This is a genomic window from Nonomuraea sp. NPDC059007 (assembly GCF_042740555.1).
Taxonomy (GTDB): Bacteria; Actinomycetota; Actinomycetes; order Streptosporangiales; family Streptosporangiaceae; genus Nonomuraea.
The window spans coordinates 88,743-115,742 of sequence record NZ_JBHYJD010000032.1 but is presented as its reverse complement, the minus strand read 5'-3'; the positions used below and the strand labels follow the sequence as shown (position 1 = coordinate 115,742).

The 27,000-nt window shown below is 65.4% G+C and carries 14 protein-coding genes and 1 pseudogene; 5 read left to right on the top strand and 10 right to left on the bottom strand.

Annotated features, from left to right (window positions below):
- Positions 1 to 3 precede the first annotated feature (3 nt).
- The 6 genes from ACFWY5_RS39200 to ACFWY5_RS39175 are packed head-to-tail and all read right to left on the bottom strand — an operon-like array spanning position 4 to position 18,347.
- Entirely contained in the window at positions 4 to 909 is a 906-nt protein-coding gene (locus ACFWY5_RS39200; protein ID WP_379637808.1) for a serine/threonine-protein kinase, read from the bottom strand.
- Positions 906 to 3,089 carry a UvrD-helicase domain-containing protein gene (locus ACFWY5_RS39195; RefSeq protein ID WP_379637807.1) on the bottom strand — a complete coding sequence of 728 codons (2,184 nt, stop codon included), beginning with the start codon at positions 3,087 to 3,089 and terminating at the stop codon, positions 906 to 908. Before ACFWY5_RS39195 ends, ACFWY5_RS39200 begins: the two co-directional genes overlap by 4 nt.
- On the bottom strand, positions 3,086 to 9,538 hold the full coding sequence (locus ACFWY5_RS39190) for a DEAD/DEAH box helicase (RefSeq protein WP_379637806.1): 6,453 nt from the start codon (positions 9,536 to 9,538) through the stop codon (positions 3,086 to 3,088). The genes ACFWY5_RS39195 and ACFWY5_RS39190 overlap by 4 nt, the downstream gene beginning before the upstream one ends.
- Positions 9,535 to 14,577: an Eco57I restriction-modification methylase domain-containing protein gene (locus tag ACFWY5_RS39185; protein ID WP_379637805.1), complete on the bottom strand. Its 5,043-nt coding sequence runs from the start codon at positions 14,575 to 14,577 to the stop codon at positions 9,535 to 9,537. Before ACFWY5_RS39185 ends, ACFWY5_RS39190 begins: the two co-directional genes overlap by 4 nt.
- Positions 14,577 to 17,321, bottom strand: a complete 2,745-nt coding sequence (locus ACFWY5_RS39180; protein ID WP_379637804.1) for a DEAD/DEAH box helicase — start codon at positions 17,319 to 17,321, stop codon at positions 14,577 to 14,579. The genes ACFWY5_RS39185 and ACFWY5_RS39180 overlap by 1 nt, the downstream gene beginning before the upstream one ends.
- 9 nt (positions 17,322 to 17,330) lie before the next feature.
- The gene (locus ACFWY5_RS39175) at positions 17,331 to 18,347 is read right to left on the bottom strand and encodes a serine/threonine-protein kinase (RefSeq protein WP_379637803.1); all 1,017 of its coding nucleotides are present in this window, start codon (positions 18,345 to 18,347) and stop codon (positions 17,331 to 17,333) included.
- Between the two features lie 633 nt (positions 18,348 to 18,980).
- On the opposite strand from ACFWY5_RS39175, the gene ACFWY5_RS39170 reads away from it, so the two are divergent.
- Positions 18,981 to 19,436, top strand: a complete 456-nt coding sequence (locus ACFWY5_RS39170; RefSeq protein WP_379637802.1) for a tyrosine-type recombinase/integrase — start codon at positions 18,981 to 18,983, stop codon at positions 19,434 to 19,436.
- Between the two features lie 1,323 nt (positions 19,437 to 20,759).
- On the opposite strand, the gene ACFWY5_RS39165 is transcribed toward ACFWY5_RS39170, so the two are convergent.
- The 4 genes from ACFWY5_RS39165 to ACFWY5_RS39150 all read right to left on the bottom strand — a co-directional run bounded on the left by ACFWY5_RS39165 (position 20,760) and on the right by ACFWY5_RS39150 (position 22,203).
- Complete coding sequence (locus ACFWY5_RS39165; RefSeq protein ID WP_379637801.1) at positions 20,760 to 20,969, bottom strand: hypothetical protein; 210 nt, start codon at positions 20,967 to 20,969, stop codon at positions 20,760 to 20,762.
- Positions 20,970 to 21,147: 178 nt separating this feature from the next.
- The gene (locus tag ACFWY5_RS39160; RefSeq protein WP_379637800.1) at positions 21,148 to 21,351 is read right to left on the bottom strand and encodes a hypothetical protein; all 204 of its coding nucleotides are present in this window, start codon (positions 21,349 to 21,351) and stop codon (positions 21,148 to 21,150) included.
- Between the two features lie 59 nt (positions 21,352 to 21,410).
- Positions 21,411 to 21,620 (bottom strand): hypothetical protein, encoded by a 210-nt coding sequence (locus tag ACFWY5_RS39155; RefSeq protein WP_379637799.1) that lies wholly within the window; start codon positions 21,618 to 21,620, stop codon positions 21,411 to 21,413.
- 64 nt (positions 21,621 to 21,684) lie between these two features.
- Positions 21,685 to 22,203 carry an ATP-binding protein gene (locus ACFWY5_RS39150; RefSeq protein WP_379637798.1) on the bottom strand — a complete coding sequence of 173 codons (519 nt, stop codon included), beginning with the start codon at positions 22,201 to 22,203 and terminating at the stop codon, positions 21,685 to 21,687.
- A gap of 353 nt (positions 22,204 to 22,556) precedes the next feature.
- Between ACFWY5_RS39150 and ACFWY5_RS39145 the strand changes: the two genes are divergently transcribed.
- From ACFWY5_RS39145 to ACFWY5_RS39130, 4 genes and pseudogenes are all read left to right on the top strand, one after another.
- Positions 22,557 to 24,008, top strand: coding sequence for a helix-turn-helix domain-containing protein (locus ACFWY5_RS39145; protein WP_379637797.1), 1,452 nt, complete (start codon positions 22,557 to 22,559; stop codon positions 24,006 to 24,008).
- Positions 24,009 to 24,024: 16 nt separating this feature from the next.
- A complete protein-coding gene (locus ACFWY5_RS39140; RefSeq protein WP_379637796.1) occupies positions 24,025 to 24,918 on the top strand; it encodes a phosphotransferase in 894 nt (297 codons plus the stop codon).
- A gap of 444 nt (positions 24,919 to 25,362) precedes the next feature.
- Positions 25,363 to 25,716 (top strand): hypothetical protein, encoded by a 354-nt coding sequence (locus ACFWY5_RS39135; RefSeq protein WP_379637795.1) that lies wholly within the window; start codon positions 25,363 to 25,365, stop codon positions 25,714 to 25,716.
- A pseudogene (locus ACFWY5_RS39130) lies at positions 25,635 to 26,621 on the top strand (recombinase family protein); the annotation flags it as partial. The gene ACFWY5_RS39135 and the pseudogene ACFWY5_RS39130, both read left to right, overlap by 82 nt.
- Positions 26,622 to 27,000: the final 379 nt, after the last annotated feature.

Genomic DNA, 27,000 nt, shown 5'->3' with positions numbered 1-27,000 from the left:
CGTTCAGGTACGAAGGGCCTGGATGGCTCTGGCATACATGTGGAATGGATCACCTATCAGGTTGTGGGGGGTCAATCCAGGTATGGAGGGAGCGTCGCCAGCAAAGGGCAGCAACTCGACAAAGGTTTCCTCGGCGTCGGCTGGGCGTCCGTCGGGTGTCTTAGCCAGGAGTCGTCGGGTGAGGGCTTCAAGACCTGTGGGCAGGTCGGGACGCTCAATCGACGGGGGTTCATCGCCGCGATGTCGTGTGATCTCCACGATGACATCGCGCGAAGCGAACGGCCTGGCCCCGGCGAGAAGCTCATACAGCAGGCATCCCACTGTGTAGAGATCGCTGGCTGGGCTGGCTTGCTCTCCATCGACAAGTTCGGGGGCCATGTAGCGGGCCGTGCCGGGGATCTGCCCGGATTCCGTGATTTGGGAGAACTCCTTGGCGCCGAGCGAGGTGGCGATGCCGAAGTCGATGACCTTGACGCTGCCATTTGGGCAGACGACGAGGTTGGCGGGTTTGATGTCGCGATGGAGAAGGCCGACTCGGTGGGCGGCAGTGAGGACGGCGCAGACTTGTGCGCCGATCAATGCCGTCCACGAGATAGGGAGTGGGGAGTGCTCACTGATCAAGTCGGCCACCGTGTGGCCGTCGACGTACTCCATGACCATGAACAGGTCTGTTCCCTCGGTACCGAAGTCGTACAGCACGGGTACACCGGGATGGCGGAGCCGGGCGGTGATTCGGGCTTCGCGGTTGAACCGTCGGATTGCTTCGTTCTCCGACAGCAGGTCGGGTTTGTAGATCAGTTTGACCGCGATGGACCGGTTGAGACGTGTGTCCATGCCCTCCCAGACTGCTCCCATGCCGCCGCGGCCGATCGGCTTGGTCAGCTGGTAGCGGCCTTGGATGGTTTTCACGGCAAGAACCTGCTCTTCTCGCCATGCCAGGAGATCACCAGGGTGTCGCGGGCGCGGGTGGCTGCTACGAAGAGCAGTGAGCGTGCGCGTTGAAGTTCCCGCCTATAGCGGAGGGGGTCGCTGGCTTCGTATTGGGCGATTCGGTAGCTCGGGACCAGCCCTTCGCTCACCCCAGCGATGATCATCCGCTGGTATTCCAGGCCCTTGAACCGATGCATCGTCCCGATATGGACGGCATCGTGAAGTCTGGGGCCGTCGGGGCCGATCATCGCTGCGATGACGCCCGTTTTCCCGAGACGGTTCTCTACGTCGGAGACGAGGTGCCGCTCGGGGACGCAGACGGCGATGGAGGACGGCGCAATATCATTCCAAGCCCGGACTTGCTCGGCGATGGCGTCGAGTTCCGCCTCCCAGCCGGGGTATGCCTCCAGCTGAGGCTGAAGCCCGTGCAACACCGACCGGTATCCAGTCAGGTCGTCTCGGCCGTCGTCGATATCGTCCCATTCCTCCTCGCCCAGCAGTCGTACGGCGGTGCGGAGGATTTCATTAGTGGTGCGATAGCTGAGGGTCAGCTTGGTCGACCGGCCACGGATGTTGATCCCCAGACTTCCGAGAGAGACGTAGTTGCCGTAAATGCGCTGGTGGGTATCGCCTGCGATGAACAGGTCGTTGGGTCCTTCCGGCACCATCGCCCTCAGCATCTTCCAATGTGCGGCACCGAGGTCCTGGGCCTCATCGACCACGATGTGCCGGTAGCGCGGCCGGTGCCAGATGCCCGACTCACGCTGCAGCTTTACGGAGCTGATCTGATCAGCCGCATATGCAGCGTCGGAACGTGCACGTTCCTGTTCCAGCCGGGCGGCCCTTTCGGCAACCTGCCGGAAAGTCCAGAGGCCTTTCTCGTCCAATCGTTTGACGTATCGTTCGGCCAGTTGCCAGATAGCAGCCCTGTCCTCTCTGCTGATTGGCTTTCCTCGCCCAGCACGGCGTGCCCGGAAGTACTCGGCGCGGGAGGTGAGAGTCTGACCGAGGATGATGTGCGCCCATTCGGCGTGCAGAAACTCGGCATCCCACCGGTGCTCGCCGATCTCGACAAGCATGTCCTCCCATTCTTGGATGGCCTTGGTGTCGTCGATCCAGCGGCGCTGGCCACCAGGCTGAGCCTCGGCCACGATCTGCGAGGCGAGCCGGTCGATGTTGACGATCTCGACGCGTCTTTCCACCTCGCGGCCGGCTAGGTCAAGGAGGCGCTGCCGCAAGTCGGCCGCGAGGTTCTTGTTGAAGGTGGTGAGCAGGACATCCTTTCGGTCGCCCGGCCCGAGCTGCTCGACAAGGTGCTTCACTCGGTGGAGCGCGACGATGGTCTTTCCCGTGCCGGGACCACCGCTTACCCGGGCCGGGCCGCTGTACTCCCGCTTGACCGCCTTGTGCTGGCTGGGGTGGAGGAACACCTTCCATCGTCCGAAGTCGGATTCCAGGATCTCCTGCAAGGCGACATCGTCGGTGTTGACCAAAGTGGCCGGTCGGGCGAGCGCTGCCTGGTAGTCCTCGGCGTCCACCGGTTCGACCACCGCGACTGGAGCGGTGACTTGGTCCAAGACCTCGTCGAAAGTCTTGCCATCGTGTAGTGCGAGAAGCACTTCCGTGGTCAGCTGTGGCGCGTATTCGACCAGGCCAAGCAGCTCGTCTTCACTGGTGATCTTCTCAACGAGCGGGAGCAGTGGTTCGGCGACACCGAGCTCGATGAGCTGGTCCCGTGTGTAGGCGGCGAAGAGCGCGGGTGCCGTCTTAGTGGGGGCTTGGTCCTGGACCCGTTCCTCAACAGTGACAAGGTCGACGAATTCGATTCCGCCGCTGACCGGGTTGATCTGGTACGCGAAGCGGTCGAGATTCTCGTACACGTCCTTGCGGTGCTTGACCGCGACCAGGATGTAGTCCGATTCTCCCGCATGAAGCAGGAGTGCTCGGTATTCCTGGTTGACCCGCGCCGAGTATAGGCGGGGATGGCCTTTCAACTGCTTGAAATGCAGGCCGGGGTTTGCTGGGTTCTTTCGGAACTTGTGGTGGAAGTCGTAGATCGCGCCCTTGACGTCCCTGGGCAGTTTGACGATCTCCTTGTCTGCCTTGTCCAGGAGTCGCAGCGTCGCCGCACCGTGGATGGCCTCGCCCTGCACGATCACTTTCCTCCGATCAACTCGGCCAGTTCTTCGGGCGTCCAGCCCTGTACGTCCCGGACATGCCATCCGGCAGCGGCGAACGCGGCGTCGCGGTTTCTCGCCTCATCGTCGTCCCCCGCTAGGACGACTGCCACCTTCCGATCGGGCCAGGCGACCTCGGCCTGCCATGCCTGCTCACCCAGCTCGAATCCGACCTCGGCCGGCGCGGGGACACCGAGAGCGGCAAGGGCACGAGCGAACGACGCGAGGTGCGGTTCGTCAGGGTCGAGCATGTCGAAGACCTGTCCCCAGCGTGAATCGGAGGTCGGCGCGGCGCCCTCGGAACTGGGAGCGGCCACAACGGCGGGCTGCGCAGGGATGGTCTGATCGGCATCCTCAATGAGGTCGTCGTCGAGCGGCGTGAGGCTGAGGGTACTGGCGATACCCCTGCCGCCCGAGGCGGACAGCAGTGAGGGATCGAAGGCGCCAAGTGCCGTGACGGTGAGCTGGCCGCTATCCCCAGGTCCGAAATCGAGGAACTGCAGGAGGTTCCCCCAGTACAGCCAGGCTGCCCAGCGCTTCTTGTGACCGTCCTCGTCTGCGGCGATGGTTTCCGCCCGGTCATCGATCAGTGTCAGCGCCGACCACGCGTAGCCTGCGCGCTGATCCACGATGACGACGAGCGGAATGTCAGACCCATCCTCCACTCGCATAATCCGGATCTTCTCGCCAGATGTTGCCGGTGGCAGAGATGCGCCTTCTAGGCATGCCTTCACCCCATCGGCCACCTGCGACGGTGCACATACGGTTTGGTCCGCGGCGCGCACGAGCGGGAGCAGACCAGCAACAGCTCCCTCGGCGCGGTGAGCCCACAGGTCTGTATCTGGCTCCCGTAGGAACGCCAGGAGGGCATCGATCGGATTGGTCCAGACGGTGTGGACCAACTCGTCAGGGTCCCGCCCACCACTCAGCTGGCGGTAGACCTGACGCGCGGTCGCTCTGGCGTTGCCGAGGTACGGCGCGCGCAACGGCTCGGCTGAATCATCCGGCGCATAGCCACGCCGCTCCCACTCTTCGAGATCATTCCAGGTGAGCTGGAATACGATCCGGCCATGCGCTCGCAATCTCGCCCGCTTCGTGGCGTCATCCGCGAGCCTGTTGACCTCACGGGAGGCGTGGTAGGCATACCCGTCCAGGTAGACGGCCACCTCCAGGTGTGCGTCGTCGAGCCGCCGGAACACCACGTCAGGTCTCGTTCCGCGGATGGTGTTCTGCAACATCATCTGCCAGTGGACGATCGACCCATCAGGGGCACCGATTCGCAGGTCCGCAATCCGACGCCCGGCGATGACACCAGAGCGTGCTAGAGCACCGGGTGTGTCCGGCCGCTGGGCCCAGGCCTCCAGGCCGCCGAGGAATCGCGCTTCCAGTTCGCTCTCCACCTGCTCCCAGAGGGATATCGCGTCAGTGGTTGCCACACTGGTGGTTCGCCAATCGGCGAGCAGGTCGCTCAGCATGCTCAGCGCCTCGGCCCTGCTCACCTTGGCGTACTTGCCCTCGGCAACATGCGAGAGCAAACAGCGGTGGCAGGCAGCGCGGCCGGGGTCCGCAGCACAGGAGCATGTCGTCACGATCTGCAGAGCAGCGCTGAGCACCTCTCGAAACTCGTCCGGGTCAGACAGCCGGTGGAGGTAGCCGGTGCCGCCGGGCAGCGCGTCGTGCAGAACCAGGAACCGGCGTCGGCGCTGAGTCTCCTGATCGGGCATCGTGGCCACGACGATCTTCAGGTGGTCTGGATCGCCGCCGTATCGTGCAGCGACACCCGCCATGAGCGCGGCTTCGAAGGAGGCCATCCGCTCTTCGACGAACAGGGTCGCCACGGGTAGCAGGATCCGTAGCGCCTCGGTGTGGAGTTCGTGGGCGAGCACGAGCTTGACGTGGTCGACGTCGTGGGCGGCGCGACGGTGGATGCACCACTGGCGGTGGTGCTTGCGGGCCGGGTCGGCGAGGGAGTTGGCAATCGGGCCGAGTGTCGCCGCGGCGGCCGGAGGGCCCTCCCACGTGGTCCCGCCACAGATGGGACAGGCGTAAAAGGGGTTGAGCCGGACGTACTCCCCAGCGAAGCTGTCGGTTGCGGGCCGGTCGTACCGCATGATGCCGAGGTTGAACCGGCGGATCACGGCCTTGCGGGTGAAGTCGACGCCGAAGGTGGTCCCGCCGTGCCGCCACGAGCCGGGCGCAATGTCCTCGGCGTCGATGTCCACCGCCACCGCTTCCTGGTAGTAGCGGCGTTGCCGGTCGTCGTGATCGTCTCGGATCCTCGCGTCGTCGCGCCGGTCGTGGGCGGTGACCCGGGTCGGCCGTAGCACATTGTGTAGGCACTCCCGGTCGCCGATGGCCTCGCTGCCACAGCGCGGGCAGGCCGTGGTGTCCTCGGCGGCCAGATGCGTCCTCACGTAGCCACAGCCTGGGCAGACTCGCCACTGCTGCCACGCGGGCCGGGTGGGACTACCCACGTCCAGCCCGGTGATCTCATGCTCGTAGCCGAGCATGTAGAAGTGATTACCTGGCGCGAGTTCCTTCAGCGCGAGTCCGGCCGCACGTGTGCATTCCCGGACCTCGCTGTGATAGCGAGTGTTCCCGTCCGGGGAATCGTCCTCCCAGGTGAGCGTTGCCTCCAGAGTCGTAGTGCTGTCGATCAAGGAGTAGTTCGGCAGCAGACCAAGTTCGACCAGCGCGTTCTGGGCGTTCTGCCGGCCGATCTCGCTGATGCGTTTGGCCACAGCTCGCCGCTCGGCCAGCAGCGCACGGCGCGTGGTGCGCTGGAGCGGATCAGACTCGACCAGCGCTTCGGTCGCCTCGTCGATCGCCGCGAGGCGCTCACGCAGATCTGCCAGGCGCTCGTCCCAGGTCTGTTCCGCCTCCTTGACTGTGGTGGCGAGCCCTCCTCTCGCGAACGCGCGCAGTGCCTCCGCCGCCGATGGAAGAACCCGATCGCCGAACAAGGACAGGAAGGTGTCAACGAGCTGGCCACTGTCGCGGAGCGCCGCCGCTACGAACCCGGCGAGCCAGCCCGTGTCGCCGAACAGTACTGACGCCACCCTGGGCAAGGGCAGAACGCCGGCGAGCTGCCCGCGGGCGGCGAGATCGACCAGGTGCGCCACATATTGCCGTCGCAGGATCTCCACCGCCGACAGGTAGCTCCCGGGCGGGATGATCTCACCGGCGATCATGTCGCGCGGTTCGTTGAGGAAGTACAGATCCCGGGGTGAACGGCCGACCATGGTCACCAGGAAGGCGTTGCCCGTGCTCCGGCCCGCTCGGCCCACTCGCTGTATATAGTTGGCGGGACCAGGTGGCAGCGAGGCGAGGATGACGGCGGAAAGCTCGCCGATGTCGATGCCGAGCTCCAGGGTAGGTGTGCAGGCCAGCACATTCGGGTCGCTGTACCTGCTCCCTTCGCGGAACCGCCGCTCTGTCTCCTCCCGCTGCTTACGGGTCAGCGCCCCGGTGTGCTCGGCTGTGGTGACCCGGAACACGCCTTCAGTATTGAGGTAGAGCTGCCGGTAGTAGTCCCGACGGTAGTCCTGCGTTCCCGGTTCGGTCAGGTGGCCACTACACCGGTAGCGCGGGCAGGGCTGACCCCGCCAGGAGTCCAGCAGGGACGGATGAGCTGTCTGCTCCCATGGGCAGGAATCGCAACCCAGAGAAGCCTGATTCGCCTGCCGCGCATCCAGCAGCCGTACCTGGATATGGCCCGGCTGCAAGCCGTATAGGCGAGTGGAGCCGTCATCTGCCGTCCGCGTCGAGACCGCGCCTTCCGCAGCCAGAAGGGGCATCAACCGGCCAAGATACTGGCCTGCTGCGCCGCGCGGCAGGCCGAGGCAACGGGCCGTCCAGTCCTGATACCAGCCCTGATCGGCGTCGATTCGGTCGAACTCCGAGCGCGGCTTGTGCCGATCAAGTAGGAAGGTCGGCGCGGATATCCCACGCGGGAACGCGGGGAGTCCCTCCGGGCGCTTTCCCCAGATGGCCATGTAGCGCTTCGTACCACCGTTACCCATCCAGGCATCCAGCCACGCGTGCTTGATCGCACCGCGGATACGTAGGCGCTCGAGGAGTCCGCGCAGGTAGGCGATGTAGCGCTCCTCGGACTGCAGCTCAATGAGGCCGTGCATCTCCTGGTGCCGGTCCCGGGCCAGCGCTGCCAACCTCGCGGGGTCGTCCAAGGCAACATCAACCGCGGCCGTGTGGGTGAGTTCCAAGGTACGGCCCTGCCGCGAGCGGAGCCCGACCTCCATGATGGTGGCGAAGGCGAGCCGCTGCCCGATCAGCCTCCACGCGTGTTCGGAACCGCTAGTCTCACGGGCGAGGATGGCGTCGATCTCCTCAAGCTCGTGCAGGTCCGGCGGCACCACGGCGGGCAGCACGTCCTCCTCGCTCGCAGCGGCGATCACGTCGGCGATGAGTTCATTGAGACTAGTCGGCTCGTCCAAGCCCAGCCGAGAGGCGAGCAGCCAGCGCAGCGAGAACGTGTAGGAACGGTTCGATACAAATCCGGCTCGGTGCGCCGCGTCCTGCACCGAGTCGTTGAAGAGCAGTGTCTTGCGCTGCTTCGGCTCCAGCTGGCCACCCGCGAAGAGCTGGGTCACCGCCACCGAGGCGAGCGAGGCAAGGCCGGCGCCCAGGAAGCGGATGCCCTGGTCGGTATGACAGGCGGGGCACCGGTCCTGCTTCGCCGCGCGGTCAGCTTCCTGATCGGTGCGAAGGTTCACAAGCACGAAGAGCGTCTCGCCCACGCCGTACTGGTCATGGGCCGGATCCACGGGCCGGACCCGGTCCCCGTCAAGGATCGCCAGGTACTGTGCCCGGTCCTCGACTTCCCGTGCGGTCGCGAGGAGCAACGGCCGGACCCGCTTTTTCTCTGGACCCACTCCGGCCCGGTAGATCCGCTCCGGACTGGTGACCAGCTCGGAGGGCTCGCGCTCCGGAGAGAACGCGGCCCAGCCTGACCGCCCACAATGCCGGCAGAAGACCGACGGCAGAAGCGACCGACCTGCCAGGCTGAAAGTCGAGTCGGTATCCAGCACCGGCTGCTCGCCCTCCCAAGCGAACGCCGGTGAGGGGTGGACCAGCCGCAGCAGTCGGGACACGGCCCGCACCCAGACGTGGGTCTCGACGTGTAGGAAGGGTCGGTCCTTATCACCTGGGTCACGAGCCTCCGACAAGAGCGCCACGAATCGGGCCAGTGCCCGCGCCGCCAGCTCCGGGTTTTGCCGGATGGCGGCGCCCCAGGTGTAAGCGCCGCGCCGCGGCAGCAGCTCCAGCATCTCCTCCGGGGTGGCAGGACCCTGGCTGAGCAGATCTAGCACGGCCTGTGTCAGGATGTGCTTCCTGAGCACCGCACCCAGTTGTTGCGGGGACTGCCCCTGCTCTCCGGTGACCAGTAGCTTCAGCCGCTCCACCGCGCCTCGGTCGCGGACCGGATCGCCCGCGTCCACCAGATCCTGCGGGCTGGGCAGCGGCAGCGTCACATCGATCTCGTCGATGAACTCCTCGGGGCTGAGCCGGTCCTCGCCCACGACGGCATCGTCGGGAAACGCCGTGCCGAAAACCTGCTCGGCCGCCGCCCGGATGACCTGGCCGTCGCCTCCCTCACCGAGAGTCGCCGAGGTCGCCACCGGACAAATGTCCCCCAGCGGCCTGTCCGGCCGTGAGTGACCGGTCGCCGCCGCCATTCGGCGGAGCAGCATGGCCACGTCGGTGCCCTGGGCTCCGTCGTAAGTGTGGAACTCGTCCACCACCACGTACGCGATCTCGGCTCCGCGCCAGAGGGGTAGATCATCGGCGCGCTGGAGGAGGAGATCGAGCATCTTGTAGTTAGTGATCAGAATGTCTGGAGGGTTCCGCCTGATATCCGCCCGCTGTGTCAGCACCCGCGGGTACCCCACCTCGGGAGTGTCGCCGATGTACAGCGCCGCCGTCACATCTCGCAGTTCCGTGCTTTTCTCCAGGTACCTGTTGATGCGCTGCGCTTGGTCGGTGGCGAGGGCGTTCATCGGGTAGAGCAGCACGGCCTTCACCCCGTGCTTGCCCCGTCCCTTTTCCCTGCGGCAGTGATCGAGCACCGGGACCAGGAACGACTCCGTCTTGCCGGAGCCGGTCCCTGTCGTGATCAGCGTGGGCTCGGCCGCCTTTCGCAGAGTGCTCAGCCTGCGAAACGCCTTCGCCTGATGCCGGTAGGGCGTCCACGGCGTCGGCGGCGCCCACTCCAGGCAGTCTCGCCAGCCCGGTTCCGCTGGGCGAAAGGGGGTCCGGATTCGCAGGTACGGCCCGCGAAAGATGCCCTGTTCGCCATGATTAAGAAAACGCTCCAGCGCTTCTCTGACCGGCGGCTCCGCCAAAGCGAAGGTTGTGGTGAGGTACTGCGTCAGACTCCGCCGAAGCTCCTCCGCGGCCAGGGTCGGCTTCACTCGGCCCTCCCATCAGCTGGCCCGATCCAACCGGAGGCAGCGAGTCGCTCGGCGAAGTGGGCGTGAGCCTGGATGTATTCGGCCTCCCGGTCTGCCTTGTAGAAGGGAGCCGTGTAGCCGTCGGGGACCGGGCCGTTGATGTCGGGATCGAGATGGTCCATGAGTGCCTCGAAGTCGGCCTTGGTCTGGCCGTAGCCATAGGTGTTGTGATTGCCCGCGATCTTGCGGCCGTTCACGTCGAACCAGATCTGCGCCTCATAGTCGGACAGGACCGGGTATCGGGAGCGGTAGATCGCGACCAACTGGTCGGCGGTCATGCCCAGCCAGAGCGCCACCATCGCATCCAGCTCCACGAGCGCGGCCCGGCGTTCCCGCTCCGTTCGGAGTGGCGTGCCGTAATGCCACTCCGGCGTGACCCCCTCCGCGAGCGGCTGCAGCCCCGGCCTCTCCACAGCCCAGGTTTCCTGCACCCAAGCCGGGTCGTAGAGCTCCGCCCAGAGATCCGCATAGGCGTTGGTCTGGCAGCTGAGCCGGAGCGTCCGTAGCACTAGCGCCGAGGCTAGGGGGTGGGCGGGGTCTGCTGTAGGCATCCAATTCGCCTCAGCAACGCTGAGATGAGCCCGTCCTGTGATACGAAGAAGATAATCTAGAGGCAAAGCCGCCCAGAATCCGGCAGCCAGCACTGTGCTCGTATTATCGGCCAGCGCCATAGATCGAACTGCATTCACGTGCGCGGGGCCAGGCGGAATCAGCGCGGCAAAAAGCGATCGTTCGGTATCGAACGGAATCATGTCACGCCATGTCAACCGGTAAAATCGGGTGTAGCGGAGGGCTCCGCCGTCAGTCGTTCCCCAAAGGTCCTGAGCGGCGAAGTAGTCGTCTTCGTTGGTGGCCCGCTCGTAGTTGGTGACCGGCACGGCATCCTCGGGCAGTGAGCGCAGGTTCCACAGAGACCAGTCTCGGTTGGTCTTACAGGGAACATTTGGCTGCTTGTTGAACAGCGACGCTTGTGCGAGGTGCGGTCCTTGCAGAATCACGTCGTCTAGCGAGTTCGGTTGCCCTGTCCGCCATCTGATCAGGCCGTTCTTCTTCGCCTGACCCTCGTCATACCCGATTGAGATGCGCGGGGAACGGCTGCTTATGCGAGTTGGATAGGCCACAAAAGCTCCGATGGCACCAGCCTCGGCGATCGTCACTGGGTAAAGCAACGGCGTGTGATCCACCGGAAGACTGCCCGAGCCGGTCAGGGCTTGCCACTGCTGCAGCAACGCATCATCCACATGCACGAGGCGGGCTCGATGTGGGCGCAGCTCCCACTTTCCATTGTGCTTGATGCCAGGGAGTTCGCCGCTTCCATCGTGGTCAAGCGACCCTAGCAGAGTGGCCGGGTCGAAGAGCCAGCTCATATTGGTAAAGCCGATCCCGCCTGGGGCACCGTAGATGTGGACGCCGAACTGGCGGGTGCCCTCGATCTCGAAGAGCTCGTAGCGGTTGGAGTAGTGAGCGTGGAAACGGAGATGCCGATATGCTGCAGCGCGAAGGTTGCCCTCCTTGACCCCGCCAAAGTGCGTGTCGGGGTGGATGAGGCCAGCGGTTCCCGCAAGTCCCAGGTTCGCCCATGCCCGGCACATGAAGGCACGGTAGAGATCCGGCTTGGTGCCAGCCATCAACGGGTAACTGATTCCACCGCCAAGAAACTCCGTGATACCGACATTCGCCGCCAACTCTCCAGTGAAATCCCGCAGAGCGTAGCCGTCCTCCAAGAGCGCTGACTTGCGATCATTCCACTCGACTACGCTCGGCTTTTCGGCCAGTTTGAACCACGGCTCAAACTCCGCAAGAACCGCGTCCTCCTGCCAGTCAGGCCGCACCCACGGCGGGTTGCCCACTTGCAGGTCAAAGCCGCCCTTGGTGAAGATCTGGGCGAACTGGAGCTTCCAGTGGAAGAAGCCCTGCTCTTCGGCGATGTCCTCGGCGAAGTCCAGCCAGGGGAAGCGTTCAGAAAGCTTGAACTCCGAATCCATCCCCATCCAGGAGGGAAGCTGATCCTCGTATGTCTCCAGGTCAGCCAGGGACTCGAAGTGTGCTACCAGAGAGTCTTCCGGGATGTCGGCCCGGCCAAGGACAGCGTCGGCGAAGTCCAGCCAGTCGTCGAGGTTGGCGAGGGGAATGACCTTGCGTACCGGGTCGATCTGGGGCCGGAGCTTCGGAGCCTTCTTCGGCCCGCTGCCAGCGACAACCTTGGCTTCAGTGGCGTAATCAACGAGGTCGAGCTGCTTGTCCACCACTCCGAAGAGCGACTCCGTGACGTACACCTGCCCGAAGCCGGTGGGCTCGGCTGCGGCCACGGAAGTAGCTTCGGCGCTATCCGCCGTGACCTCGAGTTCGCCTATCCCGGGCGCGAGCCGCACCGGCTCCAATTCTGAATCGTCGCCGCCGTACGCCGGAGCGGTACCGTCGAGGAGGCCAGCCTGATCGAGCGGCCAAAACCACAGCGCACACCAGGCGTCCATCAGCTTCTTTAGTCGCCAGTATGGGGTGCCCGGAGAGATCAGATCCTTATAGACCTTGTCCTTCGAGACTGCGATGGTGGGTTGGTCGATCCAGTCCGCGCCCCACACCTCGATCTTGCGGCTGATCTCACGTTCGGAGATGGTGAGCCGCTCCACGACCAGGTTCCAGAGGTATTCGGCCCGGGCCGACAGCTCCTGCAGCCGCTTCAGCTGAGAGAGCCGCCGACCAACGGCCTTCTTATCGGAGACCTTGGCGCGGAGCTTCTTCTGCCAGACCTTGAGCTGCTTGGCCTGCTCCGGCGCGAGCGCCTTGGCCTCCTTGGCGTCGGCAATCGCGCCCCAGCCCTCGGCGGGCAGCAGGAAGTGGTGGACCTTGCCAGCAGGAAGTGACCCGGTCGAGAACGGCAGCTCGTCCGGAGCGGTTTTCAGCCACTCGCCCTTGGTGAGCTGGTGCGCACCATACACCCGACGGCTCGCACCGATAAGCGAGTTGCCACGACGCAGGTGGAGTCCAAACCAGGGTGCCTGCAACCCGGGATGCATGACATTGAGCCAGAGCGAGACCTCGGCCAGCTCGATCGCTGTCTCGTTGAGGTCTACCCCGTAGGAGTTGTGAAGCGCGATGTAGGCCTTGGCCTTCTGCAGCTCCTCCTCGTATGCCTCCGGATCGATCTGGACCCCGAGCTCGGCCTGGCGACGCTTGAGGTAGAGGTCGGCCACCTGGTTGATGGCTTCATTGAGGAAGGCGCCGGAGCCGAGCGCTGGCTCGCAGATCTTCCAGGAGAGGATCTCCTGGGCGGTGGTCTCCTCGGTGACCCGGTGCTGGAGGGCGAGCTGGACTGTGACCTTGGTCAGCGACTCGGGTGTGTAGTAGGAGGCGCTGGTTTGCCGGTCACGCCCAGCCAGCCGATAGACGAACCACCCGGCCGGATAGCGGACGTACTCATCGAGGCGCGCACCGGTTTCCTCGTCGATGCGGTGGACGAAAACCTCAGCCGGGTACTCATCCACCTTCGACGCCGGGATCATCCAGGAGCCATCTGACGGGTCACCGCCTTTGGCAACCTCATATAGCTCCTCGGTGGCGATGAACCCGGTGTAGGACATCAAGCCCTCATACACCGCGCCGAGCTGGTTGATGCCGAGCTGGGCATAGGAGATGAAGCCGCCCCGCTCCTTGCGTCTGCCTCGGGTGAGCATCAGCTTGCGCAGCACCTTGTAGAGGGTTCCGTTACGCAGCCGGGTGTCGATCGTACGGAACTCCTCTTCGTCAAGAGGATCGTCGTCGACGGGCAGGTCACGACGGATCAGCCCGATAGCTTCAGGGTGGAACAACTCAGAGCGGAGCGGCTCGAATCGCAGTCCTTCCCCATCGGAAGCCTCCGAGCCCTCCTCGCCAGTCCGGGGCCGGTGCCCGGTGTTGACCATACGGAAAAGCAGGTCCAGCGACTCATACAGGTGAAAGCCGTTCCGGGCCTCCTCTCCGACGAGGTCGCGCACCACGAGGTCGCCGAGACGGGCAAGGCTGTAACCGCGGACGTAATCCTCGTCATCGGTAGGCAGGATGCCCAGCTCCGGCCGGGCCTCGGCGTAGAGCAGGAAGAGGATGCGGTACAGGTAGCGGAGCGCTTCCCGGCCCAGCTCCTTGGCAAGAGCACGCGGCTCCATGATGTCCTGGGGACGTGCTCCCTGCTCGTGGATCCGTCGCAACACCTCGTTGGCGATCAGTTCGACGGAGTCCTTCAAGCCCTCGCGCAATTCCTTGGATACGCCGACGGCATGATTGCGAGAGTTGGCGAGCAGGTCGGCGAGTGGCTCGCTGCCGCCCTCAGCCCGAGGCAGGAGAGAGTCAGCGCCGAACAGCGCGGCGATGACATCCAATTCGGCTGGGTCGTTACGGCCCAGCGCCACGTCCAGGCTGACCGCGAGGTAGCGGCCTTCGCCCCAGGTGGCGCGGTCGGTGAGCACCACGACGCCACCGGCGAGCAGCAGCACATAGCGCCGGGGATTCTCTGCCGCAAACAGCCAGGAGGCGAGCTTGGTGCCCTCTTCGATACGTTCACGACTATCCAACTGGACTGGGTAGAGAAGCCGGGCCTCGAGGCCGGCATCCACCTCGGCCGCCCAGCCACATTCGACTGCGATCAGATGGTCGTCGGCGTAGGCGACCTGGACCGGATAGTCGCCACCTGCCCGCTCGATCGTGATCTCTCTCGGCTCGGCCTGGTAGGCGAAGCCCTTGAGTACATCGATGTGCAGTTCGCCGAGCTCTTTCTTCCATTCCGGCAGATCGTCGAGGTCGCCCTCGCGGAGCCGTACGTCCATGTCGGCGAAGAACGGCCGCTCGGCGAAGTACGGCTTGCCCAGTGCGCGCAAGCCCTTGCGCGGCGTGACCCGCCCGTCCTTCTCCTGCTCCTTCCAGCGGTCGAGCAGGCCGTCTTTCTTCTTCAAGTCCTTGGGCAGCACCTCGGCCAGGTAGTGAGCCGAGAAGTAGTCACCGCGGTTGACCAGCGAGTCGAGTCTCATCACGCATCCTGGGCCGGAACGAGAATGGCGAGGACCCGCAGCAGCGGCTCACCGGTGATCTTCATGGAGTCGAGCAGGCGGCGCTGGCGGGCGACGGTGTCGCGAACGCGCTGCTCCTTACGGGTGCGCTGCGAGATGTGCACGCCGTCAAGAGTGAGTTGCTCCCAAGTGTCCAGCTGGGTGCGGTAGTCGTCGAGTGGGGCGACGACTTCGGCCTCGTAGAGGGCGCGCCGGGCTTCCAAATGTGCGCGGGCGCTAGAGACGGCTGCAGGCAGCTGTTCCTGGAGCGGCACCAAGTTAAGCCGCTTACCAGAGTTGATCATCTGAGGGCCGACGCCGGCCTTGGCGAGCACATCGGTCATTGTGTCGGTGAGGACACCTGCCGAGGTCACGGCCATCCACTCCACGACGGTCGGCTGGCCGAGTGCGTTTGAGTAGATGCCCTGGAGGAGAAAGGTCGCCTCGTCCACCTGGGCGGTGATGGCCGGAGCCTTCTGCCGGCCAAGCTGTACCAGAACCTTGTCGGTGAGCCATTCGACTAGCGGATGCAGATCGGAGAGGTAGGCGATCTCCGGCCACATGGTCTTGGTACGGCGGGCCGCGGCGAGCTTCTCCTGCGCCTCCGCACGGTTGAAGGTGACCTTCATCCGCTTCCGAACGTCGTGGGTGCGCAGGTAGTCGCTGGGCAACGCGGAAAGCCGGTGGACCAGATCACCCGGCGGGGTGAAGGCCAGCATGACGCCGTCGTCTTCCAGGTCCGGCAGCAGACCAAGCGCTCCGATCGCCTCCTTGACGAAGCTTTCCGAGGTATCGAAGAGGCCGGAGACTCTGGCCCTCGGCACATCAGGCCGGAACGAGTCTGTCTCGACCTGGCCGAGCAGGGCGGCGAGGTTGTCCTCTATCAGGCTGTTGATGGACTCCTCAATTGGCTTTTCGTCCAGCAGATCCTGGATCAGGCGGCGCTCTTCACGTTCGGCGCGGTACTGGCCCATAACCGCCTCGGCCGTGCCCAAGGCGCGATGGGCAGTCTCCTCTTTCGCCAACAGCTTCTCCGCGACCGTTCGATCGTCCTTGGCCCCTTCCACCTCGGAAGTGAGAACGAGCGCCTTGAACTGCGGCTGGTGCTCTTGGCCGTAGCGGTCGATGCGGCCGTTTCGCTGCTCGATCCGGATCAAGCTCCATGGCACGTCGTAGTGGATGAGGTGATGGCATTGCCGGTGGAGGTTGACGCCCTCGCTGGTGACGTCCGTGGTCACCAGCAGACGGACCGGGCTTTCGGCGAGCCCGAAGGCCTCGATGATGTCCTGCTGCTGCTGATCGGACATTCCGTTGCCGAGCATCATGTTCACGGCGTCCGGCTTGAGCCCCAAACGCTCTGGCAGAATCTGGGCCAGCCACCTGACCGTCTCAACACTCTCAGAGAAGACCACGACTCGGTTCTTCTTCAGGTCGATCGCGTTGAGCTCTTTGAGGAGTGTGGTGAGCTTGGCCGGTTCCTCGATCCGATCCGCCAACTGCCCCAGGGTTTTGAGCGCGTCGATCTCGCGCGGCTCCTTGGCGTTCGCCAAGCGGTTGGTGACCGTCTTCTTCAGGGCTCTCGGGCTGGAGAGGAACGCTTTGAGCAGGGTGTAGGGGAAGAGCCGGTTCGCGGACGTAACGACGGGTGCGCCCGCGCGCTGCTCTCCGGCGAGCCAGACCTGGGTGAGTTCCTCGAAGACTTTCTCTTCCGCTGGGCTAGCCGTGCATCTCACCGGGACGGTCGGGCCACGGTCGGGCCACTTGCTGCCCATGCCATCACGGACCTCAGGGCTGACCTTGGTGCGCCGGATGTACAGGTGGTCGATGTCCTTGGCTTGGTAGCGGCTGTCGTCGGCGATCGCCGCAGGGTCGAGCATGCGGATCAGCTCAGCGAACGACTCGCTGTCGCCGTTGTGCGGAGTCGCGCTGGCGAGCAGGAGCGCGTCAGTTTGCCGGGCAAGGAGCCTGGCGAGTTTGTTGCGGGCGGTGGCCTCGCCCATGAGGTTGTGCGATTCGTCGATGACCACCGCGTCCCAGTGGAGCTTCTCCAGGTGCTGGCCGTACTTTCCGGCGTTCTTGAGCGTGTCGACGGAGATGATGATGCGCTTGTAGTAGGTGAACGGGTTGCGCCCGGCAGGGATCTCCCGCTGGATGCGCTCCACACCGACCGAGTCCAAGCGGATCAGCGGGATGGAGAAGCGTGTCCACAGCTCGTGCTGGAACTGCTCCAGCACCTGTTGTGGGGTCACGACGAGGATGCGCTCGCCCCGGCCGCGCCGGATCAGCTCGGCCAGGATCAGACCGATCTCAAGGGTCTTGCCCAAACCCACCACGTCGGCGATGAGGATGCGCGGGCGCAAGCCCTTGAGCGCGAGCTCGGCGGGGCGAAGCTGGTACGGCAGTGAATCGAGGAGGAAGCGATCGGCTAGCGCCAGCCCCTTTTCGGTTTGCGGCAGTGGCGTACGTCGGAGCACGGCCTCCAGGAAGAGGCGGCTCTGTGCGAACCGGGGTGTTTCGTCGAGTTCGAGGATCGTGTCTTCTGGGCGGAGGATCTTCGGCTTCTCCAGACCGGTGAAGAAGACCGCGTCCTCATCGCGGACGAACTCTGACGCGCCGACAGCGGTGATGCGGTACCCGTCGTGCTCAGTTGGAGTGCATGTGCGGACGATCCATTCGGCGTCACGAACCTCGATCCGGGCGCCGGGTGGAAACGGGGTCTCAATCACATCTCTCCTCTAGAAACGGGCATCTGCTGCGTAGGCAACCCGGAATTCCTCTGCGAGCTGGGCCACAACGGAATCACGAACACGAGCCTGTCCGCGTGCTGGCCGAGAAGGCAGCGGCAGGTCGATCTCCGGTGGATCTGTGGGCTGCTCGACAAAGGTCGCGACGGCGAACCGGCGAAGCGCGAGCGGCAGAGTGATCCCATCGGCTGTCGCAAGGTCTGCGAGCCATCTCCGCGCCTGGCTGACCGTGGGACGGGCCGCTGGGTCGTGGGCAAGCATTGCGGTTATGACCGGCTGAAGCTCATCCGGAAGGCCTGCGAGATCGGGACGGATGTTCGCGTCCATGATGTTCATGAACATCTTGGGCAAGGTGGGCCCGTCGTAGGGGTAGTGCCCAGTGGTCGCGAAGAGCAAGGTAGCGGCGAGCGCGTACACATCGGCTGCGGCCGAGATCTGTTTCGGGCTGCTGGCCTGCTCGGGAGCCATGCATACCGGGGTGCCGAGCATCGATTCGGTCGTGGTTAGGTCAGTTGGGCCATCGGCGAAGGCAACGAGCCCGAGATCTATCACCTTGGGACCATCACGACCAAGGAGGATGTTGGCTGGCTTGAGGTCCCGATGGAGAAGGCCGGCGAGGTGGATGGCCGCAAGGGCGTCGGTGAGCAGGACTCCGAGGAACGCTGCTTGAGCGATGGGTAGAGGACCGTGCGACTTGACGAACTCGCCCAGGCTCATGCCCCGGACGTACTCAACGGCCACCCATGGCGTGTCGTCATCTTCTTCTGAGGCGTCGACCAAGCCGGCTACTGCGAGGCTCTGCACTGTCCGTAGGGCATCGATCTCACGAGCGAATCGAGCGCGGATCTCGGTTCGGTTGATCAGCTCCTCACGGATGAGCTTGACCGCCACGGGCTCAGAGTCCTGGGCTACGCCGTAGAAAACACGGCCCATGCCGCCACTACCAAGGCGGCCCTTGAGAAGTATGTCTCCGATTCGGGTTGGGTCAGACTGTTCTAGCGGCTTCATCGCTCCCCTCCCCTCGCACCTGCTCAGCAGAGTCAGCTCACCATTCATGTTTACCGGCGTTGATTACATGCAGCTACTAGTGGTCACTCATCGCCTGCAGTGCCGCTCAGCAAGGCTATCCACAAACGACGTCTATGTCGACAACGGAAATATAGTCTGTGTCCTGAGTTCACGAACATGCTTCACGGCGATGGCGGCGGAGGGCACGTACGTCGGCTGGGGGCGGTTACGCCTATTGCTCGACGTAGGGGGTCACGTGATACCTGAATTACGAAGAGTCAGCGCCTGGTGCTCTTCGGTGATCGCAGGAGGTCGGGGTGTGGAGAAGCGGATGTGCGCGATGGATCGGACCTCTGCTTGGGCTCTTGGCTTGTGTGACCACCGCCTGCCAGACCTCGGAGGCTGTCGGACCAACGACGAAACCTCGGGTCGCCCATTGGGTGTTGCGGGTTGCGCAGGTGGGGTGTTGATCGGTGTTGCGACCGGTGTCGCGTTTTGTTGTCGCGTTCGGTGTTGCCGCTGAGATCGCGACACCCTCTGTCGTGTCATCTGCGCAGGTCACGCGGGTTTCGTCTGTTGCGCTGGCCGCCCCGAATCGCCTATAGGCGACTCCCTTTGAATATGTGTGCGCGCGTGTTCGTGCGGATACCTGCGTCCATTGCCTCTCCGCTCTTATGCCTCTCCGTCTTCCCTTCCTTCTCCTCCCCGCCAGCAGTTGCCGGGCCCCTGCACCCGCAGCACGTCACCGACCGCTTCTACGCAATCTGCTACCAGGCCGGGCTGCCGCCCATTCGGCTGCACGACCTGCGCCACCTGGCAGCCACCGCCGTGCTGGCGGTCGGGGCGGACATCAAACTCGTCCAAGAGGCCCTCGGTCACAAAACCGCCTCCTTCACCCGCGACACCTACACCAGCGTCTACCCCGAAGCCGCCGCCGCAGCAGCCGAGGCCACCGCCGCGTTCCTGACCGGAACCCCCGCACCCAGACCCCGGCCACTACCACCCACTCGCCGGGCCACACGAGCGGGAGCGAACGGTACGGCATCCGGCGAGACCGGTGGGACGGTGATCCACCTGCCCACCAGCTAAAGAGCCGCGATCAGGCAGCAGAAGGGGGAGGTAGGCCAGCCGCACGCTGACCTACCTCCCCCTTGCCCCCTCTCCTTCCCCCGCAGCGGGAACGGAGAGGGCTTCGGGACGGGATGAGCGGCCCATAGGGGGAGGATGACTTCCCCGCCTTGCGCTACGTCCCGAAGGCCCCGCAGGGTCCGGCAGCAGAGCACGAGGAAGGTAGTGCTACCGCTGCCGGACGTTCAGACGGAGTGACCTGGGGGTGGGCGACTCCAGCATTCGTGTGGGCCCCGGATCCCCCACACGTGTCACGCTGCTGGAGCCGCTCCGGACGGTCTGGTGAGTCAGCGGCTGCACCAGACCCGTCAGCGTTGGCCGACTGGGCTTCCAGGGCGATCAGCCAGGTGACTGTACTCCACCGGGCCAAACTCGAGCAGCCACCTCCCCTCCCTTGGCGAGCACGGCTGCCTGCGCGCAACCGCCCGCCAAGAGGCTGGGGTCCGGTAGCGGCACCCGCGATGGTGGGGAGCGTGCCGCTACCGGACGTTCATGAGTTCTCAAGATGGGCGACCCCCTTTCGCGTCTCGCAGCCCAAATGGTGCCGCGCTTCGCACCAGCGCAAAGAGGGCCGCCCACCAGCTGACCGGGCGGAAGGGGAACCGCCCAGTCGTTCCCGGAGGGTGGCTGACTGGACCTCCTCGGCTATCCGGTCAGCCACCCCAGGGTGACCGCGCCCGCGGTTGCCTGAGGCGCTCGCGGTCACCCACTCTCGGGAGTGCGGCCGGGCGGGCCTGCGCGTCCGCCCGGCCGCATCGCCCCCCGAGAAGCCTTCAAAATCTCGCGCGTCCCCTTATGGAGAAGGGGGCGGTCCCTCCCATCGCGGCCTCGGACTGCGCGATGGTTCCCTCAGCAGGTGAGGGACCGCCCCTCAGGCGGCGATCGACGCGAGCCGGGGGGACCCACGCCAATCGCCGCACCAGCGGTGGCCGACCGCCGCCCGAAGGTAGCCAGCCACCGCAGGTGACCACGCGCTGCACATCACGCGGCCACCTCGGACTCGAACAGGACACACCGGTCACAGTCACCCGGCACCCATCCGAGAAGCACTTACAGGGTTGCCCTCACCCGCCCCACCCCCGGCCGGGATGCCACCGCCAGACACATCCCCGATCCGGAAGGGGTGAGGGCGCTGCCACCCACGGCCCCGCCCACACGGACGGGTCACCGTAGTGACAGGGCTTACGGTCGCGGATTCCCGGCCGCTGACGGCCCTACAGGCCACGACATGGGTCGCGAACGGGCGGACAGCATCCGCCCCCGGTCGGCGTGGTCGCGTGCCGGTCAGGCGGTGTGCGGGGCCGCTACGGCCAGCACCCGGCCGACACGTTCGGCCGCCCGGTCGGGGTAGGCCACCTCGACGATCGGCGTTGCCCAGGACCACCAGAACAACCACTCACCCTCCCGCGGCGAAGCCGAGACGACCTCGACCAGCGTGGTGGCCTCCGGGTTGATCACCCGCAGGCGCGGCAGCCGCCCCGCATCGGTCAGCACCCGCGCAAGTATCCCCGCGCCTGCAACACCCGCTGAAGGTCGGTCAGGTAGAGGGCGGCCTGCTCGGCTATCGCCGAAGGAACGGGATCGGACATGGTCGACTCCGAGGACGGTCAGGAGAAGGGGATGGGACGGGGTCTGCAGCGCGTTCGGCGGCGGTAGGCCGGGGTGGCGATCTTTAGGCGGATGGCTGGTTCTGCTTGCGACGCCGCCACACGACATGGCCAGCCCACACCACCACCGCGACAACCCAGCCCACGATCAGTCCGAGCACCGCCAGAGCCACCGGCCGGACCACCCCGGCCGGAGCCACCACGGAGAAGACCGCGAAAGTGGCGGTGAAGGCCAGCAGCAGCCCGTTGATCAGATGACGACGGGACACGACGAACTCCAGTTCACGAAACGAAAGAGGGGAAGATGTGGAACGGAAGAAGGGCTGGGTCAGGGGCCGAAGAGCGAACGGCCGTTGAGCGCCGTACGGCGCAGCCGCCATCGGCGCCCGAGCACGACCCCCGCGAACAGGCTCGGCCCGCCGATGAGCACCGCCACCTTCACCGGCATCGGGATGCTGCCGGGAGCGGCGGTGATCCAGCCGACGAACCCGGCCCTGATGAACACCGGGGCGAGCATGAACGGATGATGACGGCGCACGACGGTTCTCCGTCCTTTCTCGATCGGCCAGCACGAGTCTGAAGGTGATGTGAGGTCTGGCCGGCTACACCGGGGCGAGAAACAGCTCCTCGATCTGGGCCGGGGTCGGGTCGAGGTCGAGATGGCACCACACCACGCGCCCACCGGTGGACGGCAGCCGGAAGCTGCCCCACCGGTTGCGCGACAGCGCCTGCACGATCGCCAGGCCCCGACCGCGCTCGGCGTTCAGGCTCGGCGCCTGCAGCGGGATGGCGGACGGCTTGGAGCAGGACAAGCCTGGGTCGGTGACGCCCAGTCGAAGGTAGTCGGGACCCTGACACAGCTTGAGCGTGATCGAGCCCTGGCCGTCGTCACCGTCACCCTCGCCGTTCCCGCTGCTGCCGCCAGTGCCGGCGTACCGCACGGAGTTGGTGACCAGCTCCGAGGCCGCCAGCACCGCGATCTCCTGAGCTGGATGGCCGGGCCCCAGCCACGCGCTGACAGCCTCCCGGGCCAGATACGGGGCCCGGTCGCTGCGCGCCAGGTGCAGGATGCCGACCGGCTGAAGTTGTTGTGTGGGTGGAAAGGAGTAGATCACCATCATCGCCTCGCTACCTCTCGATCATCAGCTGTGTCCTCCTCATGCGCTCGGTCAGCACCCCGAGCTGGCCGAGCCGTACCGGTTTGCCGCCACGGACATCTGAGGCTCGGCTAGCTCCCAGACCCGCAAGGGCGACGCGGTCCCCGTCACGCTTGGTCACACGGGGTGACGGTCACCCATGGAACCCGGCGCGGGACGTCCTGTGGAAGAGCGGCTACAAGGCGTTGGTCACGCCTGGGGCGACATCCGATGAGCGGGTAGAGCGTTTACAGGGCGTTTCACGGTTCGGCTGGAGGCGAGGGTTGGAGTCGGCGCATGCTGTGTGGTCCCCTAAGCGCTGAGGGAGCGTGGCGTGGGTGACCCACCAACCAGAACAGCGAAACCCGTCCCAGCAGGCCGTACCGGTCAAGCCGTCCCGGCCCGGCCTGATCCGGGCGCGGCTGCAGCGTGGTCTAACTCAGGAACAAGCCGCCGAGCAGATCGGCGTCTCCCTCTGCACGTGGGCGCGGTGGGAACGCGGCACCCAGAGCGTCCGGCCGGTCTACCGCAAGCGGCTGATGGAGCGGTGGGACGCAGAGCCCGGCGTTGTCGAGAGGTGGCTGCAGCTCACAGCATGTGCCAAGCCGCTCTCAGGTTGTGACCCGCAGGTTGACATAGCCGCCGAGGAGGCGGGCCCTGCTGAGTCGATGCCGTACGTGTGCGACATGGAGACGGCCAGGCAGTTGTGGAGGTTGGAAATGGACCCATCACGCAGGCACCTGCTGGCCGCACTGCCGTTCATGCCGTCGCTGCTGAGCGACTGGCTCCTGTCATGGGCCTATGACGCACCCGCCACCACGGGTTCCGGTGGTGTGCCGACTGAGCAGACGATCAGGCAGGTGGGGGCGGCGGATGTGGCGCGCGTCCGGGAGGCACGCCAGGCGTTCTCGCAGATGGATCACCAGTTCGGGGCCGGGCTGGTCCGCCCGGCCGTCACCGACTTTCTCGACTCCCAGCTCAGCGCCATGCTGGCCGGCACCTACAGCAACGACACCAGGGCCGAGCTGTTGTCAGCCGCCTCCAGCATGACGCAGCTAGCCGGATGGATGGCCTACGACCTCGGCCATCACGGTCAAGCTCAACGCCACTACGGCCAAGCCCTCAACCTCGCCAAGACCGCCGATGATCAGCTCATCGCCGCCTATGTACTCGCGGCTTTGGCCCAGCAGGCATGCGACCTCGGCCACGGCCGGTGGGCGCTACGCCTCGCCTCCGCCGCTGGGGAGGCGGGCCGCCAGGCAGACGCACCACCCAAAGTGACGGCACTGCTGATGCTCCGCCAGGCCCGAGCCGAAGCCGTCACCGCACAGACCGCAGACCAACGTGGTGCCCACGCCCGCCGCCAAGTCGGTCTTCTCCTCAGCAGGGCCGAACGCCACTTCTCCCAAGGTCCGAGCGACCGTGACCCGTTCTGGAGCGCCGCCTTCGGCCAGGCCGAGCTGGCCGCCGAGGCAGGCTACTGCTGGCAACGGGTAGGCGAACACCGCAAAGCTGCCGACCTCGCCGAACAGGCATTGGCCGGATTCGGCACCAGCTACGCACGTTCCACCCAGTTCAACCGCGTGCACGCCGCCCAGGCCTACCTAGATCTCGGCGACCTCGACCACGCACTCGACCTAGCCACCCCAGCCATCCCCGCGGCCAAAGAACTCACCTCCGCCCGCGCCGTCGCCCACATCCGCGACTTCGCCGACCGGCTCACCCCGCACGCCCACCAGGCAGCCGTCCGGGACTTCAACGAGATGCTGCACGACAGCCTGGCCAGCTAGCCGACCACGAACAGACATGACCCCGGCCAAGACGCCACCCGCCGAGGCGGCATGCCGGCTGCTGGGCCTGGACAGCACCGGCATGCGGCTGCTGCATCTGCGTGCCAACGCCGTCTTCCACCTGCCCGGACCCAACGCGGTGCTACGGCTACGGCACGCGCCCGGCAACACCACGGTCACCGCCCGGCTGCACATCGCCATCACCGTCACCCGCTGGCTCGCCCAGCAAGGCTTTCCCACCATCACTCCGCTAGAGGTGGACCAACCGGTCAGCATCGACGGCTGGCTTGCCACCGCCTGGCACTACGTCACCCAACCCACTCAAGCCGCACCCACACCCGAAGATCTCGGCGCGATCATGCGTGACCTTCATCGGATGCCCCGGCCGCCGGTCCCGCTTGCGCCTGTTCATCCGCTGGGGAGTCTGCAGGCTGACCTTCTCAGCCTTGACCCGTCCTGCTCACCGGTTGACCCAGAGCAACGGACCTGGCTGCTGAACCGATGCGCCCTCATCGAGGGCGCCCTACCCCCACTGATCATCGGGCTGGACCACGGCCTGCTCCACGGCGACCTTCACACCGGAAACCTCTTCGGCAGTCCCGGCCGCTGGCAACTCGGCGACTGGGACTCCATCAGCTACGGCCCCTACCTTCAAGACGCCATCCCCACCCTCATCGGGCACCACCGCTTCGGCCGCCCCCGCCACCGCTGGCACCGCTTCTGCCGCACCTACGGCCTCGACCCCGACATCGAAAGCACCCCCGCCGCCCGCCTCCTGCTCGCGGCCAGGGAACTACGCTCCCTCGCCGCCTACATCCGCGCCGCCGACCACCCCGCCATCCGCGCAGAACTACACCGCCGCCTGCACTCACTCATAGACAACGAACCCCACATCTGGAAGCCCATCTGAACATGCCCGACGGCTAACCTGGCACGGGCGACATCGAGGCAATGCCCGAAACGCATGCGCGCCGCCATCACCTCGGCCAAGACCTCAACCCCAACAGGCCAGCCAGGCCCACGCCTACCGTCGTTTGATCCAGACGGCCGACTCCATCAGCCACGGCAAAATGATCATGGATAGCTTGGCGTGCCTAACGGCTTGCAAGGCTCAGCCTCCTTCCCGCTCCGGTGCCCGCCGCCGGATTGCGAGGAAAGCATCAATCATTGCCATATCTGGCAGTCGTATCTTCCTATACAGGATGCCCCTAGCAATCTAAAACCTCTTCAATTTCCGTGACGGTGGCTGTCCGATCTTGGGCCTCTCGGCAGGTATTTAGATAAGTGACAGGGTCAATTTCCTAGCACGCAGGAGTGCCTTGAACGCACAGCTCCGACGCACGACATATACGGCATGAGCGCGGCCAACGAGAGGCTTGACATCCCGGCCGGAGGTGGGGATCGATCATCCCTATCCCTGACGGCCTGGGAATCCCGCGCCAAACGCTGTGAACGCGCGGCCCACCAGGACCTCGTGGCGGAGAAAAGGGCCTCGGCCTCCCAGAACGCATCTCGCCGAAAGCCGACGTCTCTGCTGCGAACCGTCATCCAGTTCGACCTGGTCGAGGGAGAAGCCGGTGACCGGCTTCACCGCCACCAGGCAATCGTGATCATGGAGGTTCTGGAATGCCTGGCGGCACGCAACGTTCTGCACCCTTCCCTCTCGACGACCTCAGAGCCGGATCCCGAGGGCGAGCTGCCCGCCTGAGCGGGCAACTCGATGGCCCCCTGCTGGTCGCCTTCGCCGGCCGTACCTCCACCGAGGACCAGCAGGACCCCACACTGTCCATCCCGCGCCAACTGAGCGCCTGCCGTTCTGCACTACCAGAGCAGGCGATCATCGTCGCGCACTTCTACGACGTGGAGTCCGGCCGTTTGGACCTCAGCGCCCGAGGTCAAGGTCGCGGACATGAGCGCTTCTCCATCCCGGTCCCGCGCGATGGCGGCATCCAGGACCTGCTGGCCGAGGCCGCCCGGCCCGACCGCCGGTTCAACGCGGTGATCTGTGAATCCATCGAACGCATCGCCCGCCGTACCTACATCACCACTCAGATCGAGAACCAGCTCGAACAACTCGGCGTCCACCTGATGTGCTCGGACGAACCCATCATCCTGGGCGGCAAGCGCGCATCGCAGATCCTCACGCGCCGCGTTAAGCAGGGCGTTGCCGAGTGGTACGTCCTGGAACTGCTGGAGAAGTCCTGGGGCGGTTTCGAGACCCACACCGAACAGGGTTTCAACGTCGGCAAGCCCTGCTACGGCTACGCCGCCGACAGGATCCCCCACCCTGTCCCGGCCCGTCGCGCCGAGGGTCGGACCAAACACCGCCTCATCCCGGACCCCGTGTGTGGTCCCGTGGTCACCTACATCTTCCACTTGCGGGTGGTTGAGCGGCTCGCTTACAAGCAGATCGCCGAGCGGCTCAACCAGGATCTTGACCGCTACCCGCCGCCCACCCCGGTCGACCCCGCCCGAGCTCGCGGCTACTGGGCGGTCAGTTCCGTCCGCGAGATCCTTATCAACCCCAAGTACACCGGTTACATGGTGTGGAATCGCCGGGCGACCAAGAAGGGCGGATCCTGCAACCCTCCCGAGGCGTGGGTGTGGTCTCCGCATCCGACGCATGAGCCGCTCGTCACCAAGGAAACCTTTCTGGCCGCGCAGAAGGTCGCCGCCACCAAGGAGCGTTCTCGAAGCGCCGCGGGGCCCAATACTGCTCACCCGCTGGCCCGCCGGTCCTACCCCTTGCGCTCCCATGTCTTCTGCAATGCCTGCAGGCGCCGCATGTTCGGCAAGACACGAACGCCCTACAGCTACTTCGCCTGCGCACCCGCGCCGGGGTATCGCCCGGAGGGGCACCCTGCCACGATCTATGTTCGCGAAGAGCTGCTCCTGGACGGCGTCAGCGACTTCTTCGCCAGACGGATCTTCGGTTCCGCCCGCGCGGTCTACCTCGACCGTGCCCGAACCGACCACGAAGACTCCGCCGCCG

Bases quoted from the DNA above. Each gene is read 5' to 3' on its own strand.
- ACFWY5_RS39135 (WP_379637795.1), top strand. From the start codon at position 25,363: ATGAGCGCGGCCAACGAGAGGCTTGACATCCCGGCCGGAGGTGGGGAT.
- ACFWY5_RS39150 (WP_379637798.1), bottom strand. From the start codon at position 22,203: ATGATGGTGATCTACTCCTTTCCACCCACACAACAACTTCAGCCGGTC.
- ACFWY5_RS39140 (WP_379637796.1), top strand. From the start codon at position 24,025: ATGACCCCGGCCAAGACGCCACCCGCCGAGGCGGCATGCCGGCTGCTG.
- ACFWY5_RS39185 (WP_379637805.1), bottom strand. From the start codon at position 14,577: ATGAGACTCGACTCGCTGGTCAACCGCGGTGACTACTTCTCGGCTCAC.
- ACFWY5_RS39175 (WP_379637803.1), bottom strand. From the start codon at position 18,347: ATGAAGCCGCTAGAACAGTCTGACCCAACCCGAATCGGAGACATACTT.